Origin of the sequence: Pseudomonas tritici, from assembly GCF_014268275.3 — a bacterium.
Taxonomy (GTDB): domain Bacteria; phylum Pseudomonadota; class Gammaproteobacteria; order Pseudomonadales; family Pseudomonadaceae; genus Aquipseudomonas; species Aquipseudomonas tritici.
This window is the reverse complement of the sequence record NZ_CP077084.1, coordinates 1,988,386-2,013,863: the sequence shown is the minus strand read 5'-3', so window position 1 is coordinate 2,013,863 and position 25,478 is coordinate 1,988,386. Positions and strand designations below refer to the sequence as shown.

The following is a 25,478-nucleotide window of genomic DNA, read 5'->3' as shown; positions in this document are numbered from 1 at the left end:
GGCGACCCTTCCTTCGGGCTTCTTGACTGTGTGACCCCGGCCGCTCAGAGAAGTGCTGGCGCAGGGCCATCTTCAATCAGTAACGCACTGAATTTATCCGCCGTTACACCTTGCGAGATCAGGAAGCCTTGCACCTGGTCGCAGCGAATACGCCGCAACACCGCCAACTCCGCCTGGGTCTCGGCGCCTTCGGCAATGGTGGTCAGCCCCAGTTTGCGGCCCAGCTCGACGATGCTCTGCAACGCCGAGGCCAGGCTCTCGTTCTCGGCGCAGCCATGCACCAGCGAACGGTCGATCTTCACTTCGTTGAACGGCGTGGAGACCAGGTTGAAGTAGGAGCTGAAACCCTTGCCGAAATCGTCCTGTGCCAGGCCGAAGCCCATCATGCGCAGGCGGCATGCTCCAGCGTAGTAGTTGCTGGGCAACTGTGTGGTGGAGCTTTCCATCAACTCGAAGGTAATTTGTCGCGGCTCGGCATCGCCTTGCTGGACTTGGGCCAGCAGGCGGTCGACCAGGTCGCATTGGTCGAGCAGATGGGTCGGCAGGTTGATCGACACCGGCAGCCGATAACCGAGCTGCGCCCACTGGGCCTGGGCGGTCAGGGTCTGGGCGAGGATGCAGGTCAGCAGCCGGGTTTCCAGGCCGAGTCGCTCGATTTCACCGAGGAACTCGCCTGGCAGCAGCAGCCCTTCCACCGGGTGCACCCAGCGCGCCAAGGCTTCGGCGCCGACGATGCGCCCGTCGTGCAGGGATTTCTTGGGTTGGAACCAGGCCTGGATTTCGCCGTTGCCCAAGGCGCGCACCAGGTTCTCCCGCGCCAGGCTGAGACCGCGATGGCAGCACGGCGCGCGGGCCTGCTCGGCGAGTTTGTCGAGGCAATCGCGCAGGGTGCGCACCTGCGGCTCACGCACCGGCTTGGAGATCAGCCCGGCCACGGTCAGGCCCAGGTTCCCCGCCACCTGCCCGGCGCCGACCAGCATGCGCCGTGACGCCACGCTCATCAGCGCCAGGGCCGGCGGGGCTTGCAGGCGCGCCAGTTGCTGGATCAACTGCACGCCGTCCATCCCCGGCATCATCAGGTCGCTGAGCAACAGGTCATAGCGCTGGCGGGCCAGGCGCTGCAAGGCGCTGGCGCCGTCCCAGACCACGTCGACGTCAAAGCCGCCGATGGCCTGGAACACGTTGATCAAGTACTCATGCTGAAAGGGATGGTCCTCCACGATGAGCACGCGGTAGGCACTCACAGCACGCTCCTTTGGTAGCGCTGCAGGCATTGATACAGCGCGCGCAGGGTGAAGGGCTTGACCAGGCAATGGTCCATGCCCGCGCTGAGGCAGCGCTCGGCTTCGTCGAGCATCGCGTTGGCGGTGGCGCCGATGATCGGCAGCGCGCACCCGAGGCGACGCAGTTGCTCGGTGAGTTCGTAGCCGTTCATGCGCGGCATATTGACGTCGGTGAGGATCATGTCGAACGCGGTTTCGCCCCACAGCGACAGCGCTTCAATGCCATCACCCGCCAGCACCACACTGCAGCCGAGTTCTTCGAGTTGATCGCGCAGGATCAGCTGGTTGATCAGGTTGTCTTCAGCCACCAGCAAACGCAGGTTCAGGTTGAGCTTGGCCGGTGCTTCGCTGGGCACCTGCGACAACGCTTCCTCGACGCCTTGGGCACGGCTGACCGCACGGTTAAGCGCATGCAGGTTGTTCAGGCCGATCTGCCAGCACGCGCCGGGGCCCTGGTAAACGCCATGCTCATCGGCGGCCGCCGTCACCCGTGGGCCACACCAGCGCAGCCGATGGCCGGGCTCGACCTGGCCAGGGTAAAGCTCTACCAGCACCGCGCCAGGGTCGGCCTCGACCGATTCGGGCAGGCCCAATTGCGCCCGCGCGCCCCAGCGCCGCAGCCAGCCGCCGATGCTTTCGGCCAGCTCACGCACCGGCGACACCACATAGACCCGTTCACCCAGCAGCGGCAGCGCCCAGGGCTCATGCTCATCCTCGTGGGCAGCCACCTGCTCCAGCGGCAAGGTGAAGGTAAAACTGCTGCCCAGACCCGGCTCGCTGACCACCCGCAGCGTACCGTTCATCAAGTGCACCAGGCGCTTGCAAATCGACAGCCCGAGCCCGGTGCCCGCCACCACATTGGCATTGGCGCTGGCCTGGAAGAACGGTTCAAACAGGTACTGCTGGTCCTGCGCCGCAATGCCCTTGCCGGTGTCGACCACTTGCCACTGCAACATCGCGCGCTCGCCTTCGCGGCTCTCCAGGCGCAAGCGCAATACGATCCGCCCGCTCTCGGTGAACTTCAGCGCGTTGTTGAGCAGGTTGTTGAGGATCTGGCGGATACGCGTGACATCGCCGCGCACGCGGTCGGGCAATTGCGGGTCAAGGCAGGCGAAAAGCTGCAAACCCTTGCTCTGCGCAGCGCCGGCGTAGCCCTGAACCACTTCCTGCACCAGCTCCAGCGGCGAAAACACGTTGAGCTCCAGGGAGAGTTGCCCCGCCTCGATCTTGGACACATCCAGCACATCGCAGATCAGTTGCAGCAGGTTGGCCGACGAACCCTCGATGGCATTCAGGTAGCCGCGCTGCTGGCTGTTGAGGTCGGTGCGCGTGAGCAATTCCAGGGTGCCGAGCACGCCGTAGAGGGGCGTGCGGATTTCATGGCTCATGGTCGCCAGGAACAGTGTCTTGGCCTCATTGGCCGCGTCCGCCAGCGTGCGCGCCTGCTGCAGCGCCAGCTCCACCTGCTTGCGCTCGCTGATGTCGCTGAACGCGCAGATCAGCACTTCCTCACGCTGGTAACGGGTGGGCGCGAAACTCAGGAACAGGTGGCGTCCGTCGGCCATTTGCAGCTCGTCGGTGCTGCTTTGTTCGGCGTCATCAAACGCGCGACGAATCCAATCGTGGCACAGCTGCTGACGCTCATGCCCATTGCCCAGCCACTGGCGCGACAAGGGATTCTCCAGCACCACCGCGCCGTCACTGCGGCGCAGCACGCACAGGGCGACCGGCGCGATACGGATGACCGCGCTGCTGAACGCCTCGCTTTCCACCAGTGCTTCGATACGAAGCGCGGCCGGGATGATCAGGCGCTGATCGATGCGCCGCACCAAGCGCAGCATCAACACACTGGCCAGTGCGCACAACAGCAGGCACACCAGCAACGGCAGCGCCAGGCTGGGCAACAGCGAGCGCAACTCCAGGCTGTAGACGATCTGCCACTGGGAATACCCCAGGTGCTTGCGGATAGCCAGGCGGTCCGGCAACCAGCGACTGCCCTCCCAGCCGAAACTGGCCGTGGCGTGATACTGGCGCAGCGCCTGCGCGGCGGCCGGCTGATGCGGCGCGCTGCTGAAAATCAACTGGCCGGCGCTGTCGAGCAACATGAAGTCGCCGGCTTTTTCGTGCTGCAAGGCATTGATCAGGTCGGGCGCGTCGACCTCCAGGCCAAGCCAACCCGAGGTGGGGCTGCGCTCATCGAGCCGGGTGAAGATATACAGCGGCGAATCCAGGCGGCTCTGTTCGGTCAGCCACAGTTCGTCACTGACCGAGACGTTGCCCGTGTCCACCGCAATCAACCGGTGCAACACCGACTCCGGCACCGCCGCCGGCTCAGTCCCCACGGTATACAAGCGCTCCACCGCAGGCTGCGCGCGTTGGGGCACGTAGATCAGGTTGACCCGGTTGGCCTCCAGGTAATCGAGCGTGCGCTTGGTCAGCCACAGGCTCCAGATGTTGCCCGCCTCGCCCAGGGTGATGTGCACTTCTTCGGTCGGCACCTGATTGAGGTTGCCGACCGGTGGCGCGATATGGCGCACCGTCGACAGGCCCAGGGTTTTAAGCAGTGTCTGGCGGCTGACAAAAAAACACTGCGCATCGGAAACCGCCTCATTCATGTAACTGCGCCGCAGCGAGATCTCCTCGCTGAACGCCGCGCGCAGATAACTGTAGGCACCCGCGTACACGCCGAGCACCAGCGCCAGCGCGAACAGGCGCAGCAGCTTGCGGGCAGCCTTGGGCGTCGAGAACGACGAGTCGAGGGGTTGCAGGAAATGTTTGAGTTTCATCGCCGCAAGGGTAAAGAGCCCATGGGGCCAGTTGAATGAGACGAATCTCAAAGGCCGCGGCCCTACGCGCATTGAACTCTGGGGCAAATGGCTGTTCTAGACACCTTCGCCGCGACTTGCGTAGCATCGGCGGCAGTCCTTCGTGTTATCCATCCCAACAGAGCGATCCATGTCTATCCACCAAACTCCCGGGCACGTGCTGCCCGCGCGCAGTGCCGCCAAAATGGAAGCGGCCATGGCCGTGGGCGCTTTCGCTATCGGTACTGGCGAATTCGCCATCATGGGCCTGATGCCCGACATCGCCCAGAACCTGGGTCTAAGCGAACCCCAGGTCGGCCACGCCATCAGCGCCTACGCCCTCGGCGTGATGGTCGGCGCGCCGTTGCTGGCCATCCTTGGCGCCAAGCTGCTGCGCAAACACATGCTGCTGTTGCTCATGGGGCTGTATGCCCTGGGTAACCTGGCGACCGCGTTTACCCCCACCTTTGGTTCGCTGGTAGCCTTCCGCTTTATCAGCGGCCTGCCCCACGGTGCCTACTTCGGCATTGCCGCCGTGGTGGCTTCAAGCATGGTGCCCAACGACAAACGCGCCGGCGCAGTCGCCCGCGTAATGATGGGCCTGACCCTGGCCATGCTGCTCGGCAACCCCATCGCCACCTTCCTCGGCCAACACCTGGGCTGGCGCTCGGCGTTTGCGCTGGTCAGCGTGATCGCCCTCTTCACCATCGCCCTGGTCTGGCAGTTCGTGCCGCACCGCCACGACGAACAACGCAGCGACCCGCGCAAAGAACTGCGCGCCTTCACCAAGCCTCAGGTGTGGATGGCCCTGTCCATCGGCGCGATTGGGTTTGCCGGGATGTTCTGCGTGTTCAGCTACCTGGCGCCGACCATGCTCGAAGTGACCAAGGTGTCGCCACAGTGGATTCCGTTCGGCCTCGCCGCGTTTGGCGTGGGCGGCATCATCGGCAACATCGCCGGCGGCAAGCTGTTCGACCGCATGCAGTTCCGGGCGGTGGGGTTGATATTGGTGTGGTCGATGGCCGTGCTGCTGTTCTTCCCCTTCGCGGCGTCCTCGCTATGGGGCGTGCTGCTGAGCATGGGCCTCGTCGGCACCATGGTGGCCCTGGCTGCGCCGCTGCAAATCCGCCTGATGGACATCGCCCACGAAGCCCCGAGCCTGGCGGCGGCGTCCAACCATGCGGCGTTCAACCTGGCGAATGCGCTGGGGCCGTGGTCGGGTGGGATGGCGATCACGGCTGGGTTGGGGTGGACGAGCACCGGGTACATCGGCGCGGTCACCGCATTGGTCGGCCTGGGAATCTACCTGATTGCGCGACGCATGCAGGGTGGGCATTGAGAGCACCATACAATGGCTTCATCTCAGCTGAAATCCGCCATGGATAACGCCAACACTCAAGCCATAGCGCTGAACCTGCCGGCATTGGCTGCGGGCAATACGCTAAAGGCATTCAATACCCTGGATGAAATCAAAACGTCCACCACTAAGAACACCAAGAAGTATGCCTTCCTGGGTGCCTTTTTAGGGCTGATACTCGGAAGCGTCTTTGTGCTCGGCAGGTTTTTTATTCGGCAGTACAAGCAGTCAAACTGATGGAAGACTGTACTGCAGAAACTCCTCGATCAGGAAATAGACAGCGCAGACCAGCAGGGAAGCAATAAAAACAATAAACAATTTCGCGGGAAAAGTTGTTTTCATCAACGATACTTCAAGGAAGTGGAATAGTAGCCTTAAGCCATTATTGCACCGTACCCGCTTTATTTCACAACAATTTCTTGACGAGGCCGCGAAAAAACTCACAACCCATAAACGCACGTCAAGGCAAAAAAGCCAGCATCAACGGTCATTTAAACTCTGTTCAGGTAACGTTCAGGTTGGATCCAATGGCGCCAGCCTGTAACATTCTTGTCATATTCATGAATGACAAGGACGTGTTTTGAGCTTTCCCGACAGCAGCGTGCTGCAGAACTTCCCCTCGACGCTCAACCACCGCAACGCCACGATCTTCATTACGCAGAGTGCCGACGACAGCGCCCAGCAGGCGATTCAAAACCTGATCGACACTCGCTATCAGCTCAAAGATCGCGTCAGCGCTCCTCTGAAAGGGATGGAGAATGATCTGTTCGCCAAGTCCCAACCACTCGACAGCCTCAAACCAAAACTGAGAGTGACATTCGGCCGCTCAAAGCGCGACGGCACATTCGATTGGCCAGTTGAAGAAGTCATCAACACCCTCGGCGCACAGAACCGCGGTGCGCCGGTTGCCGGCCTGTATGGCTTCGGCTACAGAAAGTCGGCACTGGGTTTGATCCAGGAGTTCTTCATCTTCACCCAGATGCTGGATGGCTACCTCAACGGACTGGAATGGCTCAAGCAAGAGCGCGACATCCAGAGCCTGATCAGCGCTTCTTTCAAACTGCTGCACTGCCTGCACGGCAAAGGTGTGGTGCACATGGATTTCTGGGCCAACAACGTGATGGTCAACTTAGAACAGCCCACTCTCGCCAAGGCCATCGACCTGGAAAACTGTTTCCTCACCCTTTCGGATTTCCTGAGTGAGGTCCTGGCCTTTCAATTCGGGTTCTTTTACCGGCGGGAAATCTTTCGGTTCGTGATCGAGGAGGATTACGACCGGAGGGTAGTGGACGAGTTGACCAACTATGCGGGGGTTGATCGGGAGCGTTTTGACGAGGTGTACGCAGCAAGCAAACATGAAAATATCAGCCGCCGAGCAAGGCGCGAAATTTTCCATAAAGGGACAGTCGTGACGAGCTAACGCTTGTGGCGACAGTCGCTACGCCCGCTGGGCTGCCCAGCACCACCATTGCTGCATCAATCGTCGTGAAGTAGCCCCGAACCGTACTCGCCATAACTGCTTCCAAGCCCACCACCTCCAAAACTCATTCTGGCGGCCTTGTTGGGGCTGTGGTCGCCGAACGCTTGGCAGCCCCCGGTAAAACAAGGATCGCTGCTCACGCCTGACGAACAAGCGCCCAAAAGCAACGTGCCAGCAACCATCACGACTTTGACAAAGTTCGAGATCATATTTTCAATTCCCTGTGGGCTGGAGGCGCGGGAGTCGTCTCTTAGGGAGGATCGTAAACCTCAAGGGCGCAGAGGATGATGAAACTTTGCGCAGTGACAGCGTGGGTTCAGGTTGCCGGTTTGAGGTAAGGCAGCGAGATAGAATGTTAGGCGGCAGATGCGAACTCAGTTAACGGCTGTCGACAAACGGGCGCTGTTTCCGGAAACAGCATCCCCGACAGCTGACAGGCATCCCTGATAAACTGCGCCCCATTCGCCACGTTGACTCAGATTCCCAACGCCCCTACAAACCGCTCCCCTCTCCCGCCGCTTCTCCGTCGCACCCATGATGGATTGGACGTAGCGCTCCCCAAACTCCCCGTAGACCTTGCTTGCAAGGCGTTGGGCTACTGCTACCGTAGCAATTTCTAAGCAAGCATCAGTCGGTTTATCCCCGTCTGCTGCTGTTCTACACTCGGATTTCGATCAAAAAAGCATGGGACTACGGAACCCTTCTCAAATCACAGGTAATAAAAAACCCGTAGATCATTGGGCTACGGGATTTTAAGAGCCGAGGCCGAGGTCGGAATAGAATGTGAAACTCGTCACCACTCTATATCATTGAAATAATTGACTTTTTATTATTCAGCTAGTTCGGCGAGCGCAATCATACACTCATTTATCGAGCTTTAAACGGCACGAAGACTGATTTATTTAACTGCCAGATTAATCAGTCACTTTTAACTGCGACCAATGAAACTATCGGAAGTGTGTCGCATCAAACAAAAATGCAAGGGGCTTCAACCGCCGCCTAGGGCTGAACTCAACATTGTGACACTTTGATAGTCGCGATGATTTTGCAGCCTGACAATTTAACATTCACAACGCACAAGTGCCTGCGCTTTGAATTTAATGCGCAGTGTCCGAAACACAGAAGGCAGTATAAATTACCTGACCATGCCTACAAAAAAGTAGCTCACTGTCAACTCAATCTACTCTGGTAGTAATAATGCAAACTATCAAACTATCTATCCCGCTATTGTTTGTTGAAGGGTATTTGCTTTTTACGTTATGGTTATTTTTTTTTGGCCCTCTGATTTGGCCTATAGAAAACAAAACTGAGTTCATCATTCTTATTTCTTTGTATCACCTCACATTTATTTTAGGCTATATATTTTCTTGTCGATTCCAGCTTAAACGGCTTCCCGACAGCATGATATCAAGCGATGACAATGTATTTTTAAGATTTTTTTGGCAAATACTTTTTTTTGCTCTTATCGCAATAGTTATTCTCCACCGCAACACGACCCTTTCCACATCATACATACCCACTCATTTTTTTTCCGATCTGGCTCGCGGAGTATTGGCCCCTGCCGAGGTCCGGAACTGGTATGCCTCGCCAGATTCGAAGGAAAGGTTCACAGGCAATTCGTCCGTGACCGCGCTCCTACTATTTTTCGGGGTATTCAAATACGTATTGCTTCCAGGACTTGTCTATTACTGGGACAAGCTGAGCAGGAGACGAAGCATAACGGGCTTTCTGGTAGCGATGCTTCCCTTGTGCACCGGCATCACCGCAAGTCTAAGTGCAATAAATTTTTACTACTTGTTTGTCGTATCAGTTTGCCTCGGGGCAGTTATTGCCTCAAAAAAATCCAGGGGGATTTTGTATGAACTGAAAGTTCGCAAGACTTTCCTAGTGTTTTTAGCCTTCATATTTTTATTCTCTTTCTGGCAATTTTATAGCGTAAAGTCAGGAACATCGCCTTACAGCGTGGTTTTTGAAGACACCAAGCCCGCCTCATTTCGATACCTTAACCAATTCGGAGTTGTGTACAAGAGCGATTTGACCATTGATGAAAAAAAAGGAAACAGAGACGCAATTACGGACTTTTATGAAAAACTGACTGTTTATCTAGTTCAAGGCTACCAAGGAATGTCTTTCTCACTCGGTGAAAAATTTGATAGTTCATACGGGATTGGACACTCAGTTTTTTTACAAAAAATCTTTGCCGAACATTTTGGAATCGATATTGGAGAGAGAACATTTCAGCGAAAAATAACTACTCGCTGGGATGAAAAAGTGCAATGGCACTCATTTTATAGCCATGTCGCAAATGATGTCAGCTTTTTTGGAGTATCCATCGTCATGTTCATACTTGGCTGGTACTTCGCGAGCATCTGCTTTTCCATTATCATTACGGATAATTTTTATGCAAAGATGCTGCTTCCGTTATTTGCTATTATCTTTATATATATTCCGGCAAATAATCAAGTTTTCAGCTTTTTGGAGACCATGGTTTCTTTTTGGATTCTCACGGGGTTATTTATTCTTCACAATCGCCGCACCAAATTACGGCCCTCAGCAACCATCACAGCGCAGGAAGGCACTCTTAAATGATTTTGCCTGCCCTAAACAGCAGCCTCACAGCATTAGTTCTATCGACCGCATAAATGTAGCATGCCGGGTATTTGGGGTTCTCGGAGAGCAGCCCCGGCCTCTCTTACACAGGCGTTTGCAGACGGGCTCAGATCAGCTCCCTTCCCTACTGTTCAAACTCAACGAAAATCAACTCTCCTTAGAAGCGGCCATCATGGAGCTTTCCAGCTGGGTGGAAGCGCGTGGAGCTGCCGATATTGCCGACCACATTCGCGGAGCTCTGTACACCATCGACAAGGATGAAGAATTCATCAAAATGACGCTGGCAGTGGTGATGGCACCGGAGTAACCGCAATCGGTTCTGAGCGCATTCATTTAGTCAACCTTTCACGGTGGCCGGCCATCCCACAAGCGAGCCATCTAGCAAGACTTAAGCAATCCGATGATGGCCAATAGAGGACTATTTGTAAGTAATCTTTGGTCAGAGGCCCCTCCTTGTCTTACCACAAAAAGCCAAAAAATCACTTGAATATACAGCGCCCGATAGACTCAGCCTTACATATTTCCCCTGTAAGCCATGTGCACCCAGTGAAGTTAGTAAGATTTATGTTTGTTGAAGAATCGATTATTGCACCACGCAATGTGCTACCCGAAAGATCCAAACTGTAAAGTTGTGCATTACGGAAGTCAGTCGACGTAAAATCGCACAACCTAGCTTCGCCATGATGAAGCGACGCGCCAGTAAAGTCGGCATAGTCAACAGCACTTCCCCCCCATACACTTTCTGACACATCAGAATTTGCAAATTTAGCGTATGACAATACAGAACTAGCAAACTTAGACCCTTTAGCCTTCACGCGATCAAAATTTGCGCGAGCCAAATTACATTTATTAAACACTGACCCCTCTATAACTAAATCATAAAAACTGACGCGCGACATCTTACAGCCTTCAAAAAACAAGGAAGATGCGGGCAGTGCTTTGGAAAAATCCACCTTGTTAAAAACACAGTTAGAAAACTTCGCCATATACAAGGAACACTTGTCAAAAAGAGCACCATAAAAATTAAAATTAGTTACACTCGTATTACTAATAGTGCAGTGACGAAAATCGTTTATCACATCGTTATCGTCTTCATACGACCTTACATTTCCGATAATAGAAACGTTTTCTAAGCTAGCACCGTAGAAACTACAGCCACTAGCTCTCACAACCGAGATAATACATGCAGAAAATCTAGAAGCATCAAATATAGAATCTTTTAAATCACAATTAAAAAAAACAGTATTTGGTCCGCTGTCCTTTAGATCTAAAAACTCACAATCATTTAGCATTGCCTTATCAAACTTGCACTCTGTGAATTCAGCACCACTTAGCTTTCGATGACTAAAATCCACACCAGTGAAATTTTCTCTGTTTGCTCTAAATCTAACTCCCTCACGCCCTAGGGTTTGAAGCCAGGTTTCATGCTTAGCCAATCGTTCTTTAATTTCTGAAATTTTCTCTGGAGTGGGAAGACTGTCATCGGTAAAAATGAAATAATGAGCCTTGTCGTGAAAACCATCCATTGTCGGCGCTCCAATTATTAAGTTATTCGCAGCACATATTATGTTCTGCACCTGTTGCGGCTGGTGCGGAAATGCTCCATTCGCCAACAAGACGCTGACTCAATTAACTAGCCATCACTCTATTCAAGATCACGGTTTCATAGGCAGACAAGAAAGCGCGACGCTGCTCGCAATTTTTCAAAATCACGAGCTGCAAAGCTGCATACAAGGACCAACAATCATCTTCAATGCTTAAATTTGATGTGCGCCCTTCTTTGAATATTCCGCACCTCAATTGAAACAACCGATATACCTCCGCATTGGCTACATCAGATTGCAACACCTCCTTGAAAAAAGTTTTTCGCTTCTCACCATTAGTGCTCCCTTTCTCGATAGAGATGTTAACAATAGCCTCAAAAGCCAACTACATCAGAACAAAGCGCTCACTTGGAAAATCCTGCACAAAAGCTTTATCTAGAAAAAAAGCTGCCTCTTCGGGAATTGAAATAACTTCTGAATCTTGAATGGGAGGATCGTCAAATAAATTGATTGATTGAATATCAAACTTTGAGGCATATCCGACATCAGAATGCACAGCCAATTCTTCCTGCAAACCGAAAAAACTAGCAATTATTAATTCTCTTGCTACCGCAACACCAAATATCAAACGCAACGAATTGACCACAACAAATTCTTTAGGCCTGTCAGTATCTCTCAAAGCTGGATCGGGATAACCAAATGTTAACTTTAAGTGATTACTTCCACCAGGGATAACAACTGGAGCCGGCAATGATATGCATTGACCAGAAGAGTCATAATGCCTTGACCATTTAATACGAGATGTAGTGTCATCCGGAGGATGATGATAGCGCTACATCTACTCCACGAAAATTATTCCTTTCCAAAAAATACCTGATTCTCGGCAAATCTGACCGTTGCAAAGAAGAACTCCATAAAGTCTCTCGAAAAAACCTCAGGCCTTGGAGTTCAAATTCTTTTGAAATTCTTTCTCTAAAATTTATCACGCCCCCTCCAAACATTTAGCATTCCCAGAACCACTATAGCAGTGCATTCTGCTGGACATGCTAGCGAGAGAATAAAGTCGTTTTGATCAACATCGACACGCAACGGCTGTTTTCCCTAGCCGAATGAGTTACTTACACGACACGCGCCAGAGATGATCTAATCGCGTTGTGTAGCTCTGACTCATCAATTCTCGCCGCATTCCCCAATCCGGATTGGAAGGGACGCTGGCCGAGCGAAGCGTCCCCCTCCCCCAACGCTGGTTTATATCATCCAGAATTGCCATCAACTTCGTTGACGAGCCAGGCTGTGACTCGGAGAACAGATCCTCGGTGTACTCACCAGGCTGACATAGGCTGAGCAGCATGACCTCGGCCTTGCTGTAGTTGAAACCCGGTCGGAAGACACGATTGAGAGAGTCCACGGCCATTCGCGTCAGCAGGCGGACATCATCTGTCGGGTACGGTAGGTCATACGCCAGTCCTGAACCTGCCAAGAGCCGGCAGCACTGATCGCCATTGCGAGCAGGATCGCGGCCAGCATCTGCCCGGGCGTCACGCCAGCACCTTCAGCGCTATGTCGTACAGCGCCTGGCGGTCGGCAAGCCCATTGGTGCCACCATTGATGCGCTTGGTGATCTTCAGGAAGTCGCCATGGTCAGCTAAAGTGTTCAGCCCACGCGAGCCCCAGAACCATGCTGCCGACATAGCCGCGTGTTGTGGCTGTTCAAGTAACAACGGTTGATTGATTAGGTCCAGGCCGAGGGCATCACCGCACACCGCATAATTCGCCCGGCCTGTAATCTGGATCAGGCCCCGGCCACGGTACTTGGAACCGTCACCTGGAACGATATTGCCCAAGTCGGTTCGCCCCTCATACCCGGCCTGCTGCACCGTAGGCCCCCAAATTTCGCGCACGTAGCGAAGCTGGCCTGACTCGTGACCGATCTGAGCAACGAACGCGGCAATCCGCAATTGATGGACGATCCCGTACTTGCTCATGGCAGCGTTCAGCACAGGAACAAAAACGCCGGCTTGGCGGCCGGCGTTCGGAAGGATCTGCAGCAATTGCTGCTGAGTGAGCGGCATACTTTTCTCCAGGCAATAAAATGCCCGCTCAGTGGCGGGCATTCTTGATAGTAAGGACTCTATTCAAATATCAAAGAGCATAAGGCTCTTTTTTACCTTCACCCTTATAACCTCGGGCGTCTGACCACTGCTGTATCTTTCTTCGGCAAGGCTCTTCAACAAAGTGATGCCCAAGAGCCGACAAACCCACAAGAACAAAAAAGGCAGCAATGCAGAGCAGCCAATTAAGCTCAAGCAAAGGAAAACCCTCAATTAAGTCGTTATGGAACGTCACCAGCAAAAGCAACACGAGTGCCTGAAAAGAATAGAAACAGTAACTTATTTTCCCAAGCCACACAAACCACTCACTTGAAAGCAACCTTGATATACGCCCATTAGACTGGCACAACCCTACAACAAGCGCCACGACAACTGGCAAAACCAACCAGTTATAGCCAATATAGGGCAATCCAAACCGTCTAAAATTTATTAAAACGACAAACGCTAGCAAAACGCTAACAACTGCTAAGTTAGGATAGGGCAACCGAAACCCTCTTTGAACAGCCAAAAATCCGCAAACACCTAAAAGAAACTCAGGAAGCCGAAACGCAGGTAACGCATAGAAAAAAGCCAACGAAAGGTCCGGCCACACTCGCCCCAGCTGTCCCGGAGCCACCGAACAGAGGTACATCACTACCGCAAACGCTGCTAGCTTCTTATTCGACAACCTCGCCATCCAGGGCGCGATAAAAGGAAGCATCGCATAACAAAAGATCTCGACCGAGATAGACCAACTTCCGCCATTATTCCAAAACTTAAAGTAGCTTGGAACCCAAGCTTGAAGCGCGAAGATATTTGTTACGACAAGAACAGCTGTATCCCATGCGGGCAATTTTGCTGCGCCCGCCTGACTACCGAATATCCAAGGCAAAGTAATCAGCGCCGCCAATATATATATTGGATAGATCCGCGCTAATCGCCGGACAAAATAGTTTTTCTTATCCTCGTATCTCCCAGAGTACTGATAAGCGAGAAGAAAACCCGACAGCACAAAGAAAACTGACATCCCTACAGCGCCTTGGGCTATTACATGCCCAACTACGCCACCCGGAGAAAACGGCCAACTAAGCTCGAAATGAAAAAGGAATACATACAATGCCGCTATAAACCTAAGCCCGGTTAGCGGGAGTATTTCATTTTTAGTAGACAAACCAATCTTCCCTGAAGGCAAAATTCCAAAGCCACGAATCTTACCGGACGCACCATAGTTAAGCCACACCATTGCCAACTCCCATCTTTGATTCAAGCTGGCAAATACAAACCACTCTCATATAGGAGCCAGTGATTAGCCAACACGTTACGACGAACGTCTCGACGTCAAAGCTCTAGAACCTTGACCTCCTTGGTTTTCTTCGTCTTCTTGCTTTTGGCCTTGGCCTTACCTTTCTTTCCGCCATTGCACTCAACGGTGGTGGACCAACCCGCTTGTGTGAATACCTGTTCCACCGAGTCGACCAGGTACTCACCATCAATGCCGTTTTTGAAGCCCGCGGCGTTTTCCCACTTCCAGCAGGTACTGGTCGATCATGTCTTTGACGGTGACACCCTTCCGGCTGGCCCGCTCGATCGCACCAGGCTGGTCCAGCTCTGATTCACGCTTGCGCGTCCACGCTTGGGCGGCCTGTTTCCGGGCGAAGGTCTGGCTCTCTTGGTAGACTTGCACTCCGTCGCGTTTGATGCGGATTTGAGCCGTGTAGCTCACAGTCCCATCCGCCAGTTTTCTTGCCCTGATAGTCGCCATTTCGAAAGTGGTACGCGTCAGTTTTGAGGTGGTACATCGTACCACCGAGCCTCTAAAAACGCCTGAAAACGCCCTAAAACTCGCCAAGAACACGTTGAGTAAAATGCTAGATAAACAGAGCTTTAGCCCAGCAGAATCAAGCCCCGCACTGTCTCGGCGCTTTAGCGTTGCACCTATGATGGATTGGACGGACCACCATTGCCGGTTCTTCCTGCGCCTGCTCTCCAAACACGCCCTGCTCTACACCGAAATGGTCACCACCGGCGCGATCCTGCACGGCGATCACGAGCGCTTCCTGCGTCACAACGAAGCCGAGCACCCGCTCGCGCTGCAATTGGGCGGTAGCGTGCCTGCCGATCTGGCGGCGTGTGCGCGCATGGCCGAGGCTGCGGGGTATGACGAAGTAAACCTGAACGTCGGCTGCCCCAGCGACCGGGTGCAGAACAATATGATTGGGGCGATTTTGATGGCGCACCCTGCCCTGGTAGCCGATTGCGTGAAGGCGATGCGCGATGCGGTGTCGATTCCGGTGACCGTGAAGCATCGGATCGGGATCAACGGGCGGGACAGTTATGCCGAGCTGTGTGATTTCGTCGGCCAGGTTAACGAGGCAGGCTGCACCAGTTTTACCGTGCATGCGCGGATTGCGATTCTCGAAGGGTTGTCGCCGAAGGAGAATCGCGACATTCCGCCGTTGCGCTATGACGTGGCGGCCCAGTTGAAGCAGGACTTTCCGGAGTTAGAGATTATTCTCAACGGCGGGATCAAGACGTTGGAGCAGTGCCATGAGCATCTGCAGACGTTTGATGGGGTGATGCTGGGGCGCGAGGCTTATCACAATCCTTATTTGCTGGCGGAGGTGGATCAGCAGTTGTTTGGTAGCACGCTGCAGGTGATCAGTAGGGCTGAGGCGTTGGCGCAGTTGCGGCCTTATATTGCTGAGCATTTGGCCGGGGGTGGGACGATGCATCACATTACTCGGCATGTGTTGGGCTTGGGGACGGGTTTCCCGGGGGCTCGCAGGTTCAGGCAGCTGCTGTCGGTGGATATCCATAAGGCGAGTGATCCGTTGGCGTTGTTGGATCAGGCAGGAGAACTGTTGGAAGGACGGTGATGAGGGTGTGTCAGTCGGGGCAGGAGGTGACTGGACTGGCGCTTTCGCGAGCAAGCCCGCTCCCACAGTTGGATTAGCGTACCCCTGGTAGATATCGACGGCTGTGGTGCCGCTATCGCAGGCAAGCCAGCTCCCACATTTAATCGTGGTGTTCATGCGCTACTTCGGTTGAACCTGCTGGCCGTTTTGCCCTCCTATTTAGCAGCCAGACCTGCCATTCAAACGGCTGTTTTCAGGTTGTTGCCCTCGCAAACGATCGAACGCATTTGCGCCCTTGAGCGCCTGCCGGCGCTCGGGTAATGTCATCAGACCCATAGGACAGAGCACGCCCATGACTTCCAAGCTGGAACAACTCAAGCAGTTCACCACCGTCGTAGCCGATACCGGCGATTTTTCTACCCTCGCCAAGCTCAAGCCGCAAGACGCCACCACCAACCCTTCCCTGCTGCTCAAGGCGGCCTCTATTCCGGGCTATGCCAAGCTGCTGGATGAGTGCGTACAGGACTGCAACGGCGACGTGGGCCTGGCCAGCGACCGTTTTGCGGTGGCGGTGGGTCAAGAGATCCTCAAAGTGGTACCGGGCCGCATTTCCACCGAGGTGGATGCCCGTCTGTCGTTCGACACTGACGCCGTACTCAAGCGTGCGCACCGTCTGATCGACCTGTACGACAAAGCTGGCGTTGGCCGCGATCGCGTGCTGATCAAGATCGCTTCCACCTGGGAAGGCATCCGCGCCGCCGAACAGCTGGAAAAAGAAGGCATCCAGACCAACCTGACCCTGCTGTTCTCGTTCGCCCAGGCCGTGGCGTGTGCAGAGGCTGGTGTGTTCCTGATTTCGCCGTTCGTGGGCCGTATCTACGATTGGTACAAGAAGGCCAACGGCAACGACTACACCGGCTCCGAAGATCCGGGCGTGCAGTCGGTGACGCGTATCTACAACTACTACAAGGCCAATGGCTACAAGACGGTGGTGATGGGTGCGAGCTTCCGTAACCTGAGCCAGATCGAAGAGTTGGCTGGGTGTGATCGCCTGACCATCAGCCCTGACCTGCTGGAGAAGCTGGCGGCGGATGAAGGCAAGCTGGAACGTAAATTGTCGCCAGGCCATGCCGGTGAAGCGCGTGTGCATCTGACTGAAGCGCAGTTCCGTTGGGAGTCCAACGAAGATGCGATGGCGACTGAGAAGTTGGCGGAAGGGATTCGTCAGTTTGCTCGGGATCAGGAGAAGCTGGAGGCGCTGTTGTCGGCCAAGCTGTAAACGCGGCGGCGGCAAAAAGGGCGGTACCCTCGCGGGTACCGCCCTTTTTTGTGCCCACTGTCTCAAGCCAGCTCCCACATTTGACTGTATTTCAGCAATTGGGGATCAGTGGCGTTCCAGCGCGTTGACGAGGTCGTGGAAGGCTTCGCGATTGGACTCGTTGAGGCCCATCAGGATCTTGTGTGCCTCCAGCACTTTCACACGCACCACTTCCTCGGACTGGTCCTGCGACGGCAGGTCAGTCAGGCATTCCGGGCAGGGGATCGGGCGATCAACAATGTTGAACACCTGGTCGAAGCCCATGGACTGCAGCAGCCGGGTAATGTCTTCGTGGGTGGTGACGACCGTAGGCAACAGGCCGACCTTCTGCCGAGACAGAATGGATAACTTGGCCAACAGCCCAAGGGTGGTGCTATCGATGCTGCGGGTTTCGGTCAGATCGATCACGATCGCCGAGAAATTCAGTGCTGTGAAAATCCGCTCAATCGTCGCATCCAGCGCCGAACACAAGGTCAGGCGCACTTCACCGACAAATTTCAGGACGAAGGTCCCGTCTTGCTCGGCGAATTGGATTCTTCCGGTACTCATCAAAGATTCCTGCTCAACACCAATAGGGCGATATCATCCGGCATCTCCCCTAGCGTGGCCAATCCAAAAACCTGCCGCAGGCCATCCAGGCTGCCGCCCGCCGACTTGACCTTTTGGGGCAAGGCGGCTTCTTTCTCTTTGAGTGTAGGCTCTGGAAGGAGGTCCAGGATGCCGTCGGACATCAGCGTAAGGCTGAACGTCGGCGGCAGTTCCAGGATGTGGTCTTCGTAGGTGGCTTCATTGAACAAGCCTACGGGCAGACCACGCCCTTCCAGGTAACGCACACTGTCCGGAGTGTATAACACTGGCATCGGCAGGTGACCGCCGATGCTGTAGGTCAAAAGACCGGTTTCTTCGTCAATAACGCCGCCGACCATCGTCACGTGCTTGCCCAGCTTGCAGCTGATCAAGCCCCGGTTGATGTGGCCCAGCACCTCGGAGGGGGTGAACTCCGGCAAGGTGCCATTGCGTTTGGATTCGAACAGCAGCCGTGTGGTCATGAACTTCAACAACACGGTGACAAAAGCCGAGGAAGCACCATGGCCAGAGACGTCGGCCAGGTAGAACGCGACACGCCGCTCGTCAACGCGGAAGTAATCGACAAAATCACCCGACAGGTACAGCGAAGGGATGATCTGGTGTGCAAACTGGAATTCGTCGATGGTCCAGGGGCTGACTGGCAGCATGTTCATCTGCACCTGGCGACCGGCGTTCTGGTCTTCCTGAAGCAGGTTAAGGCTGGCTTCGAGTTCGCGGTTCGCGGTTTCGAGCTTTTCGCGGTAGCGCTGGTTTTCCACCAGAAGGCGTGCACGATCCAGGGCACGGCGCACCGAGTGCTCCAGCACCGCCAGGTCTTCCAGGGGCTTGATCAGGTAATCGGCAGCCCCCAGGCGCAGGGCTTCGACGGCATCGTTCATCACGCCGGCACCGGACACGACAATCACCGGCGTCTGCGGGGCGAGCTCAGTCACCTGGCGAATCAGCTCGAGGCCGCCCATCTGGGGCATGCGCAGATCGCAGATCACGAGGTCAGGCTGTTCGCGCTCGAATACCTGGAGACCCTGTTGGCCATTACTGGCCTGCAGGACGCTGAAGCCACTGTCTTCCAAATAGGCCGCTAGGCTCGCGCGCACTACTTCGTCGTCATCGATTATCAGCAGCGTGGCACTGGTTTTTTGCATGTGGGCAAACGGCGCCAGAATTAGGTTGGCGTAGGCGGCTCGGCAATGGCCGGGCTCACGTACTGGATTCGCTTTCTAGCCTCTCTGTCCTACAAAGCATTGGGATTTTGCCCATGCACAAAGGTAAAGCAGAGGTGCCCTTCTAAGGCGCAGACGGTACTCCCATCCGACAGGGGTTTCAAGCTCATGCCGATGGTCGCCGGACGTCTTTACACCGCAAATCACCGGGAGTTATAAGAACAGGCACGACCACAACACAAAGTAAGGATGAAACCTATGAGCGAGCACGAGCGCGACTACGCTGAAAAACGCGATTTCATCCGCATGCGTGTGGATGCCGATGTGTCTCTGATCCACGCGGGGCAAGAGATTGCGGGGGTGTGCGTGGACCTTTCCAGCTCTGGTATGCAGGTACAGGCACCTCGCCAGTTCAACGTCGGCGACCTGCTGACCGTGCGCATCGATTCGGAGCACGCCGCACTGAAAGGACTGGAGGCGGATACCGAGGTGGTGTGGGCCAAAGCCACAGGTGAAGACCAGCACCTTGGTCTTAAAATCCTGAAGATGCGCTGAAAGACGCGCACAAAAAAGGCGACCGCTGGGTCGCCTTTTTTCATTTCAAAACGTCACAGCTTAGAAGTCGTCGACAACCTTGCCATCCTTGACCTTGAACTCGCGATTCTGCAGGTAGGCGTTGCGGATGAAGGTGTACTTGTCACCTGTGATCAGTTTTTCGCTGTCGAGCAGGCTGGCGCGGGTGTCAACAATGCCCAGGCCCATGACACTGTTACGCAGGGAAACATCATCCATGTAGCGGTACGGCTGCGTGTAGCTGTCCACGTACTTGGACGGCGCATCGCGCAGTGTGCTTGGGCCCAGCAGCGGAATCATTACGTATGGACCGCTGCCAACACCCCAGTAGCCGAGGGTCTGGCCGAAGTCTTCATCGCTGCGTTGCAGCCCCATTTTGGTGCCCACATCAATAAAGCCCAGCACGCCGAAAGTGGTGTTGACCAGCAAACGGGCAGTGTCGACACCGGCATTGTGAGGTTTGAGCTGCAGCACGTTGTTGGCCAGGTTGCCGACATCCCCGATATTGCGGAAGAAGTTGTGGATACCGTCTTCGACAAATTGTGGGGTAATCCACTCATAGCCCTGAGCCAGTGGCTTGAGGGCATAAGTATCAACTGTGTCGTTGAACGTGAAGATCGGGCGGTTGATACTTTCCCATGGATCATCTTCCGACGCCGCGTGTGCGGCGAACGGGGCCAGCAAGACAGTGGCACACACCGACAGCTGAGCGAAGTAGTGGCTCCAGCGCATAGCTTTTGCTCCTTGAATGGTCTGTCATGGGCGCTATGCCCTGAATAAGGCGTTCAGTATATGACGGAAGTGTCCAATTAGGCAGCTTCCGGGATCTGTCGCACGCAAAATGGACAAAATTCCTACAATTAACAATCTTGTCATCGACTTGTCATCCAGCCTCGATAGCGTTAGAGCTATTTCAGGGATGTCGACATGCCTCACGCTGAAATAGCCATCGCCAGTGCTCCCGCCTTGACTGCCGTCTTGTTTGGCTTGAGTGGCTGCCTGGTGGACTTCGGTTCCCGGGCGCGCACCGATTCGACCTCCCCCGATTCCCAAGCCACACCTGGCGCGCTGAAAATCCTGCGCAGCCTCAAGGAACAAGGCGTCCCCTGCGCCTGGCTGGATGAACTCCCTCCCTCTGTCACTACGCCCCTGGCCGTCACGCTGCCAGACTGGGTCAAGGCGACGCCACCTTCCTCGATCCGCTGGCCGGCGCCGCATGCCTGCTGGCAAGCCTTGATGGCGCTGAACATCGAACGCCTGGGAGGCTGCGTGTTGGTCAGCGGCGAACCGCGCCTACTGCAATCTGGGCTCAATGCCGGATTGTGGACCATCGGCCTGGCCTCCTGCGGCTCGCTGTGCGGCATGGCACCGGAACAATGGCAAGCGCTGAGCGAACAGGAACGCGAACACAAGCGCGGCAAGGCCACCGTCGCTCTGTACGGGTTGGGCGTGCACTCGGTCATTGATCACCTGGGCGAACTCGGCACCTGCTTGGCCGACATCAGCCTGCGCCAGCTCAAAGGCGAGAAGCCCTGACACGGATCATGCACAGTCGCCGCCGGTGGATTAATCTACAGGTCAGCCCGTAGACCTTTCTCGGCGTGCCGCGGTCTATGCCAGTGCCTATCGAATAAAAGGAAACATGTCATGCCTGATCGCAAAAAACTGGAAGAACAGGTCGAGATCCTGCGCGGGCAGTTGGAACAGGAACCGCCGCTGTCGGAAGAGAAACGTGAAGCGCTGGAGGCCTTGATTGCCAAGTTTGAATTACAACTTGAACTGGAACCGGCCACACAGACACCCAGTATTTCTGACGATGTGAATCAAGCTGCTATCGAGTTCGACGCCGAACACCCGGTCATTTCCGGGACTTTGCGCAATATCATGATCACCTTGGGCAACATGGGGATCTGATCCCTGCCCCAAGCCAAACGCAGAACCTAATGTGGGAGCTGGCTGGCCTGCGATAGCGATCTCTCAGTCATTCTTCAGTCGACTGATACACCGCCATCGCAGGCCAGCCAGCTCCCACATTTGCTTTATATGAAGGCTACTGACGAGCCAGGCGCACGTTCTGGAACGCCACCTCTTCCGTGCTGCGATACGGGTTGATATCCAACCCGCCACGCCGCACATACCGCGCATATACGGTCAACTTCTCAGGCTTGAGCAAACGCTGCAGGTCGAGAAAGATGCGCTCTACACACTGCTCATGGAAGTCCGAGTGCTGGCGAAAGCTCACGAGGTATTCCAGCAGACTGGCGTGATCCAGCGCCGAGCCACGGTACTCCACCACCACACTGCCCCAGTCAGGCTGGCTGGTCACCGGGCAGTTGGATTTGAGTAGATGGCTGTGCACGCTCTCCTCCACCGTGCGCGAATCATCGCAACGCAGCAATTCCGGACGGGGGTGCTCGTAGTTGCTGACGCTGATATCCAGCTCATCAATGCACACACCCGGCAACGCCATCACGCCTTCAGCCTCGATTTCGGCCAAGCTGCGGATGCGCACGCTCACAGGTTTACCTGCGGCTGCGCTGAGGTCGGTACGCAGGGTCGCTTCAAGGCTGGCCGTATCGGCGAACGCGGTCTGATTCAACGAGTTGAGGTACAGCTTGAACGACTTGGACTCGATGATGTTCGGCGAATCGGCCGGAATGCTGAATTCACCGATGGCCACCACCGGCTTGCCGGACGGCAGCAGCCAGGACAGTTCGAAGCAGTTCCAGAAATCCACGCCCTTGTAAGGCAAGGTCTCGGCGCTCAGGCCCAGCTCGGCCCATTTGGCCGCGCGCGGGATCGGGAACAACAACGAAGGTGTATAGGTGGAGATGTATTCACTGGACTTGCCCAGCGGCGAATGTTCGGCTGCGGGATGCATGGCGGAAACCTGGCTAAATAAACCGCGCCAGTCTACCAGCCTTTGCTCCTACCCTTAAGAAACACAGCACCGCCCCGCCCCGTAGCAGCTGTCGAGCCTTGGCGAGGCTGCGTCAGCGGTGCGCCTGAAACTCCGCAAACGCAGCCTCGCCAAGGCTCGACAGCTGCTACGCAAAGCTCAGGCAAGCTCTTCACCCGACCAGCTTAAAGACGCCATCTGCGAATTAGTTGACGTTAAGCTTGCCGACCATCCCCGCTTGATAATGCCCCGGCAGGTTGCAGGCAAACTCCAGGCCCGTGGCTTTGGTGAACGTCCAAGTCAGCTCCGCAGTTTTACCGGGTTCAACCAATACGCTATTGGGGTCATCGTGCTTCATCGCGCCATGGCCCATGGCGCTGTGGTCCATTTCGCCCATACCGGTGGCGGTGAGCATGCCACTGGCCTGCATCTGTAACATTTCCTTCTGATGCTCGGCATGCATCGCTGCATCGTCCAGGTTGAATTCGTGGAGCAACTGGCCCTTGTTGACCAGTACAAAGCGCACCGTCTCACCGGCTTTTACGTCAATGGACTTGGGCGAAAAGGAAATGTCCTGCAGCGTCACTTCCACGGTGCGAGTGGCTTTGCTCGCAGGGGCTGCCTGGCCGAACGCATAGGCGTGCGGCGCATCAGCCACCGCATCGAAACTCAACGCCAGCAGGCAACCCGCCAACAACAGGGGTGTACGCAACGCCATGTCTATTCTCCAAAAATGTGCAACGAGCTTGGGCAGCACTCTAAGATGACGCCGCTGCCAGCCAGCTGACTGCTAGATTACAACTTTGTCAGCTTGGCCCCCTGCCCTGGCACCCAAGGTATAAAGCCGTCGTGAACCGTTGCCAAGAGCCGCCCATGAAACTGCTGATCGTCGAAGACCAACCCAAAACCGGCCAGTATCTGCGCCAGGGCCTGGCCGAGGCGGGCTTTACAACCGAATTGGTGGCCGACGGTACCAGCGGCCAGCACCTGGCACTGACCGGCGACTACGACTTGCTGATCCTCGACGTGATGCTGCCCGGCCGTGATGGCTGGCAAATCCTCCAAGCCGTGCGCAGCGCCGGCCTGGACATCCCGGTGCTGTTCCTCACCGCCCGCGACGCGGTGGAAGACCGAGTGCACGGTCTTGAGCTGGGCGCCGACGATTACCTGGTCAAGCCCTTCGCCTTTTCCGAACTGCTGGCCCGCGTACGCAGCCTGTTGCGCCGTGGCAGCAGCTCGCCTCAGGAAACCGCACTGCAACTGGCCGACCTGCGCCTGGACCTGATCCGCCGTCGCGTCGAACGGCACGGCCAGCGCATCGACCTGACGGCCAAGGAATTCTCCCTGTTGGAACTGCTGCTGCGCCGCCAGGGCGAAGTGCTGCCCAAATCGCTGATCGCCTCCCAGGTCTGGGACATGAATTTCGACAGTGACACCAACATCATCGAAGTAGCGATCCGCCGCCTGCGCCTGAAAGTCGACGATAACTTCCCCACCAAACTGATCCACACCGTACGCGGCATGGGTTACGTGCTGGAGGAGCGCGCCAATTGATCAAGCGCCTGTCCCTGGCCAGCCGCCTGGCGCTGCTGTTTGCCGCCTGCACGGCGGTGGTGTCGCTGATCGCCGGCGTACTGTTCAACCACGCCAGCGAGGCGCACTTCATTGAGTTGGACCAGCAACAGCTCGACAGCCAACTGGTGGCGCTGCGCAGCACCTTGCAGGGTGTCGATTCGCCAGACGCATTCGCCAGACATGAAGCGCAACTGCGCGCCGAACTCAATCGCCAGCCCGAGCTGAGGCTGCGCATCACCGCCGCCGGCCAGCGCTGGCTGGACGATGCGCCAGGCGTGAGCTTGCCCGACGCGCCCGGCCTGCACAGCCTGCAAAATGCCGGCACCGACTATCGGGTGTACAACGCACCGCTGAGGGCAGACCCACCCGACTCCCCCCAACTGACGCTGATGCTCGACATCACCCACCACCAGCATTTCCTGCAGCGCATGCAGCACCTGATCTGGCTCACCGTCGGCCTGTCGGCCCTGGCCACCGCCCTGCTCGGCGCCTGGGCCGCGCGCAGTGGGTTGCGGCCGTTGCGACGCATGGGTGAAGTGGCCGCAGGTGTGTCCGCGCACTCCCTGACCCAGCGCCTGCCCCAGCAACACATGCCGGTGGAACTGGCCGAACTGGCCCAGGCCTTCAACGCCATGCTGGGTCGACTGGACGATGCGTTCCAGCGTCTCTCAGCGTTCTCCGCCGATATCGCCCATGAACTGCGTACGCCGCTGTCGAACCTGCTGACCCATACCCAAGTCATCCTGACCCAGCCGCGCCCGCTGGAGGATTACCGCGAGGCGCTGCACAGCAACCTGGAAGAGCTGCAATGGATGGCGCAGCTGGTAAACGACATGCTGTACCTGGCCAAAGCGGATCATGGCTTGCTCATGCCCAAACGCGAGCCTTTGGCGCTGGCAGATGAAGTGGATGCTTTGCTTGAGTTTTTCGCGTTGCTGGCGGAAGACGCCCAAGTCAGCCTGATTCGCGAAGGTACTGCCCATACGCTGGGTGATCGCGGCATGTTGCGTCGCGCCCTGTCGAACTTGCTGGATAACGCGCTGCGGTTTACGCCAGCGGGTGGCGAAGTACGGGTACGGATGACGGATGGCGTGAGGTTGACGGTTGAGAACACCGGGGAAGGCGTTCCACCGGAGCTGTTACCGAAGTTGTTTGACCGCTTCTATCGGGCGGATCCGGCACGGCACGAGGGCAGCAGCGAGCATGCGGGGCTAGGGTTGGCGATTACCCAATCGATCGTGCGGGCACATGGGGGGAGGATTTTTTGTGAGTCTGAGGCCGGGTTGACGCGGTTTGTGATTGAGTTGCCCAAGGGGGATTGATGCAAGCTGGGCCGGCCCTA

The 25,478-nt window shown here is 55.9% G+C and carries 24 protein-coding genes and 3 pseudogenes; 12 read left to right on the top strand and 15 right to left on the bottom strand.

The annotated features are described in order from the left end of the window. Window positions 1-44 precede the first annotated feature (44 nt). Both pvrR and HU722_RS08980 read right to left on the bottom strand, forming a co-directional pair. Window positions 45-1,244, bottom strand: coding sequence for a response regulator cyclic di-GMP phosphodiesterase PvrR (pvrR, locus tag HU722_RS08985; protein WP_186753014.1), 1,200 nt, complete (start codon window positions 1,242-1,244; stop codon window positions 45-47). Continuing rightward, a complete protein-coding gene (locus tag HU722_RS08980) occupies window positions 1,241-4,069 on the bottom strand; it encodes an ATP-binding protein (RefSeq protein ID WP_065882296.1) in 2,829 nt (942 codons plus the stop codon). The genes pvrR and HU722_RS08980 overlap by 4 nt, the downstream gene beginning before the upstream one ends. Window positions 4,070-4,238: 169 nt before the next feature. Between HU722_RS08980 and HU722_RS08975 the strand changes: the two genes are divergently transcribed. The 3 genes from HU722_RS08975 (at window position 4,239) to HU722_RS08965 (ending at window position 6,864) form a co-directional block, all read left to right on the top strand. Further along, on the top strand, window positions 4,239-5,426 hold the full coding sequence (locus HU722_RS08975; RefSeq protein WP_186753015.1) for an MFS transporter: 1,188 nt from the start codon (window positions 4,239-4,241) through the stop codon (window positions 5,424-5,426). Between the two features lie 39 nt (window positions 5,427-5,465). Then, on the top strand, window positions 5,466-5,681 hold the full coding sequence (locus HU722_RS08970; protein WP_175406723.1) for a hypothetical protein: 216 nt from the start codon (window positions 5,466-5,468) through the stop codon (window positions 5,679-5,681). A gap of 343 nt (window positions 5,682-6,024) precedes the next feature. Continuing rightward, the gene (locus tag HU722_RS08965) at window positions 6,025-6,864 is read left to right on the top strand and encodes a hypothetical protein (protein ID WP_186753016.1); all 840 of its coding nucleotides are present in this window, start codon (window positions 6,025-6,027) and stop codon (window positions 6,862-6,864) included. Between the two features lie 56 nt (window positions 6,865-6,920). Here HU722_RS08965 and HU722_RS28820 read toward each other — a convergent pair whose 3' ends face one another. After that, complete coding sequence (locus HU722_RS28820) at window positions 6,921-7,133, bottom strand: hypothetical protein (RefSeq protein WP_225930681.1); 213 nt, start codon at window positions 7,131-7,133, stop codon at window positions 6,921-6,923. 988 nt (window positions 7,134-8,121) lie between these two features. On the opposite strand from HU722_RS28820, the gene HU722_RS08960 reads away from it, so the two are divergent. Together HU722_RS08960 and HU722_RS08955 are read left to right on the top strand one after the other, a co-directional pair. After that, entirely contained in the window at window positions 8,122-9,513 is a 1,392-nt protein-coding gene (locus HU722_RS08960; RefSeq protein ID WP_186753017.1) for a hypothetical protein, read from the top strand. 115 nt (window positions 9,514-9,628) lie between these two features. Next, window positions 9,629-9,841: a hypothetical protein gene (locus HU722_RS08955; protein WP_186753018.1), complete on the top strand. Its 213-nt coding sequence runs from the start codon at window positions 9,629-9,631 to the stop codon at window positions 9,839-9,841. 172 nt (window positions 9,842-10,013) lie between these two features. Here HU722_RS08955 and HU722_RS08950 read toward each other — a convergent pair whose 3' ends face one another. From HU722_RS08950 to HU722_RS08925, 7 genes and pseudogenes are all read right to left on the bottom strand, one after another. Continuing rightward, complete coding sequence (locus tag HU722_RS08950; RefSeq protein ID WP_186753019.1) at window positions 10,014-11,060, bottom strand: pentapeptide repeat-containing protein; 1,047 nt, start codon at window positions 11,058-11,060, stop codon at window positions 10,014-10,016. Window positions 11,061-11,463: 403 nt separating this feature from the next. Continuing rightward, a complete protein-coding gene (locus tag HU722_RS08945; protein WP_186753020.1) occupies window positions 11,464-11,829 on the bottom strand; it encodes a hypothetical protein in 366 nt (121 codons plus the stop codon). Between the two features lie 363 nt (window positions 11,830-12,192). After that, window positions 12,193-12,549 (bottom strand): annotated as a pseudogene (locus tag HU722_RS08940) (DUF4113 domain-containing protein); the annotation flags it as partial. A gap of 67 nt (window positions 12,550-12,616) precedes the next feature. After that, complete coding sequence (locus HU722_RS08935) at window positions 12,617-13,150, bottom strand: glycoside hydrolase family 19 protein (protein WP_186753022.1); 534 nt, start codon at window positions 13,148-13,150, stop codon at window positions 12,617-12,619. Between the two features lie 70 nt (window positions 13,151-13,220). Further along, window positions 13,221-14,411, bottom strand: coding sequence for an acyltransferase family protein (locus tag HU722_RS08930; RefSeq protein WP_186753023.1), 1,191 nt, complete (start codon window positions 14,409-14,411; stop codon window positions 13,221-13,223). Between the two features lie 95 nt (window positions 14,412-14,506). Next, window positions 14,507-14,686, bottom strand: a pseudogene (locus HU722_RS28815) (phage late control D family protein); the annotation flags it as partial. Beyond that, window positions 14,667-14,930 (bottom strand): annotated as a pseudogene (locus HU722_RS08925) (site-specific integrase); the annotation flags it as partial. The pseudogenes HU722_RS08925 and HU722_RS28815, both read right to left, overlap by 20 nt. 103 nt (window positions 14,931-15,033) lie before the next feature. Here HU722_RS08925 and dusA point away from each other — a divergent pair. Next, complete coding sequence (dusA, locus tag HU722_RS08920; protein ID WP_186753024.1) at window positions 15,034-16,044, top strand: tRNA dihydrouridine(20/20a) synthase DusA; 1,011 nt, start codon at window positions 15,034-15,036, stop codon at window positions 16,042-16,044. Window positions 16,045-16,375: 331 nt separating this feature from the next. Then, a complete protein-coding gene (gene tal / locus HU722_RS08915) occupies window positions 16,376-17,302 on the top strand; it encodes a transaldolase (protein WP_065874858.1) in 927 nt (308 codons plus the stop codon). Between the two features lie 105 nt (window positions 17,303-17,407). Here the strand turns inward: tal and rssC are convergent, their stop codons facing one another. Together rssC and rssB are read right to left on the bottom strand one after the other, a co-directional pair. Continuing rightward, window positions 17,408-17,890 carry an anti-sigma factor antagonist RssC gene (rssC, locus tag HU722_RS08910; protein ID WP_003172602.1) on the bottom strand — a complete coding sequence of 161 codons (483 nt, stop codon included), beginning with the start codon at window positions 17,888-17,890 and terminating at the stop codon, window positions 17,408-17,410. Further along, the gene (gene rssB, locus HU722_RS08905; protein WP_065874857.1) at window positions 17,890-19,071 is read right to left on the bottom strand and encodes a two-component system response regulator RssB; all 1,182 of its coding nucleotides are present in this window, start codon (window positions 19,069-19,071) and stop codon (window positions 17,890-17,892) included. The genes rssC and rssB overlap by 1 nt, the downstream gene beginning before the upstream one ends. A 276-nt stretch (window positions 19,072-19,347) precedes the next feature. On the opposite strand from rssB, the gene HU722_RS08900 reads away from it, so the two are divergent. Beyond that, window positions 19,348-19,644, top strand: a complete 297-nt coding sequence (locus HU722_RS08900) for a PilZ domain-containing protein (RefSeq protein ID WP_065882199.1) — start codon at window positions 19,348-19,350, stop codon at window positions 19,642-19,644. Window positions 19,645-19,704: 60 nt separating this feature from the next. On the opposite strand, the gene HU722_RS08895 is transcribed toward HU722_RS08900, so the two are convergent. Continuing rightward, window positions 19,705-20,394, bottom strand: coding sequence for an MlaA family lipoprotein (locus HU722_RS08895; RefSeq protein ID WP_065882197.1), 690 nt, complete (start codon window positions 20,392-20,394; stop codon window positions 19,705-19,707). Between the two features lie 195 nt (window positions 20,395-20,589). On the opposite strand from HU722_RS08895, the gene pcrP reads away from it, so the two are divergent. Together pcrP and HU722_RS08885 are read left to right on the top strand one after the other, a co-directional pair. Further along, window positions 20,590-21,198, top strand: a complete 609-nt coding sequence (gene pcrP / locus HU722_RS08890; protein WP_065882195.1) for an HAD superfamily inactivated hydrolase PcrP — start codon at window positions 20,590-20,592, stop codon at window positions 21,196-21,198. Between the two features lie 111 nt (window positions 21,199-21,309). After that, the gene (locus tag HU722_RS08885) at window positions 21,310-21,576 is read left to right on the top strand and encodes a DUF4404 family protein (protein ID WP_065874853.1); all 267 of its coding nucleotides are present in this window, start codon (window positions 21,310-21,312) and stop codon (window positions 21,574-21,576) included. A gap of 136 nt (window positions 21,577-21,712) precedes the next feature. Here the strand turns inward: HU722_RS08885 and queF are convergent, their stop codons facing one another. Both queF and copI read right to left on the bottom strand, forming a co-directional pair. Then, on the bottom strand, window positions 21,713-22,543 hold the full coding sequence (gene queF, locus HU722_RS08880) for an NADPH-dependent 7-cyano-7-deazaguanine reductase QueF (RefSeq protein WP_065874852.1): 831 nt from the start codon (window positions 22,541-22,543) through the stop codon (window positions 21,713-21,715). 223 nt (window positions 22,544-22,766) lie between these two features. Beyond that, complete coding sequence (gene copI, locus HU722_RS08875; protein WP_065882191.1) at window positions 22,767-23,279, bottom strand: copper-resistant cuproprotein CopI; 513 nt, start codon at window positions 23,277-23,279, stop codon at window positions 22,767-22,769. Window positions 23,280-23,434: 155 nt separating this feature from the next. Here copI and HU722_RS08870 point away from each other — a divergent pair, with 155 nt between their 5' ends. Next, the gene (locus tag HU722_RS08870) at window positions 23,435-24,115 is read left to right on the top strand and encodes a heavy metal response regulator transcription factor (RefSeq protein ID WP_065874850.1); all 681 of its coding nucleotides are present in this window, start codon (window positions 23,435-23,437) and stop codon (window positions 24,113-24,115) included. Further along, entirely contained in the window at window positions 24,112-25,458 is a 1,347-nt protein-coding gene (locus HU722_RS08865; protein ID WP_065874849.1) for a heavy metal sensor histidine kinase, read from the top strand. The genes HU722_RS08870 and HU722_RS08865 overlap by 4 nt, the downstream gene beginning before the upstream one ends. Window positions 25,459-25,478: the final 20 nt, after the last annotated feature.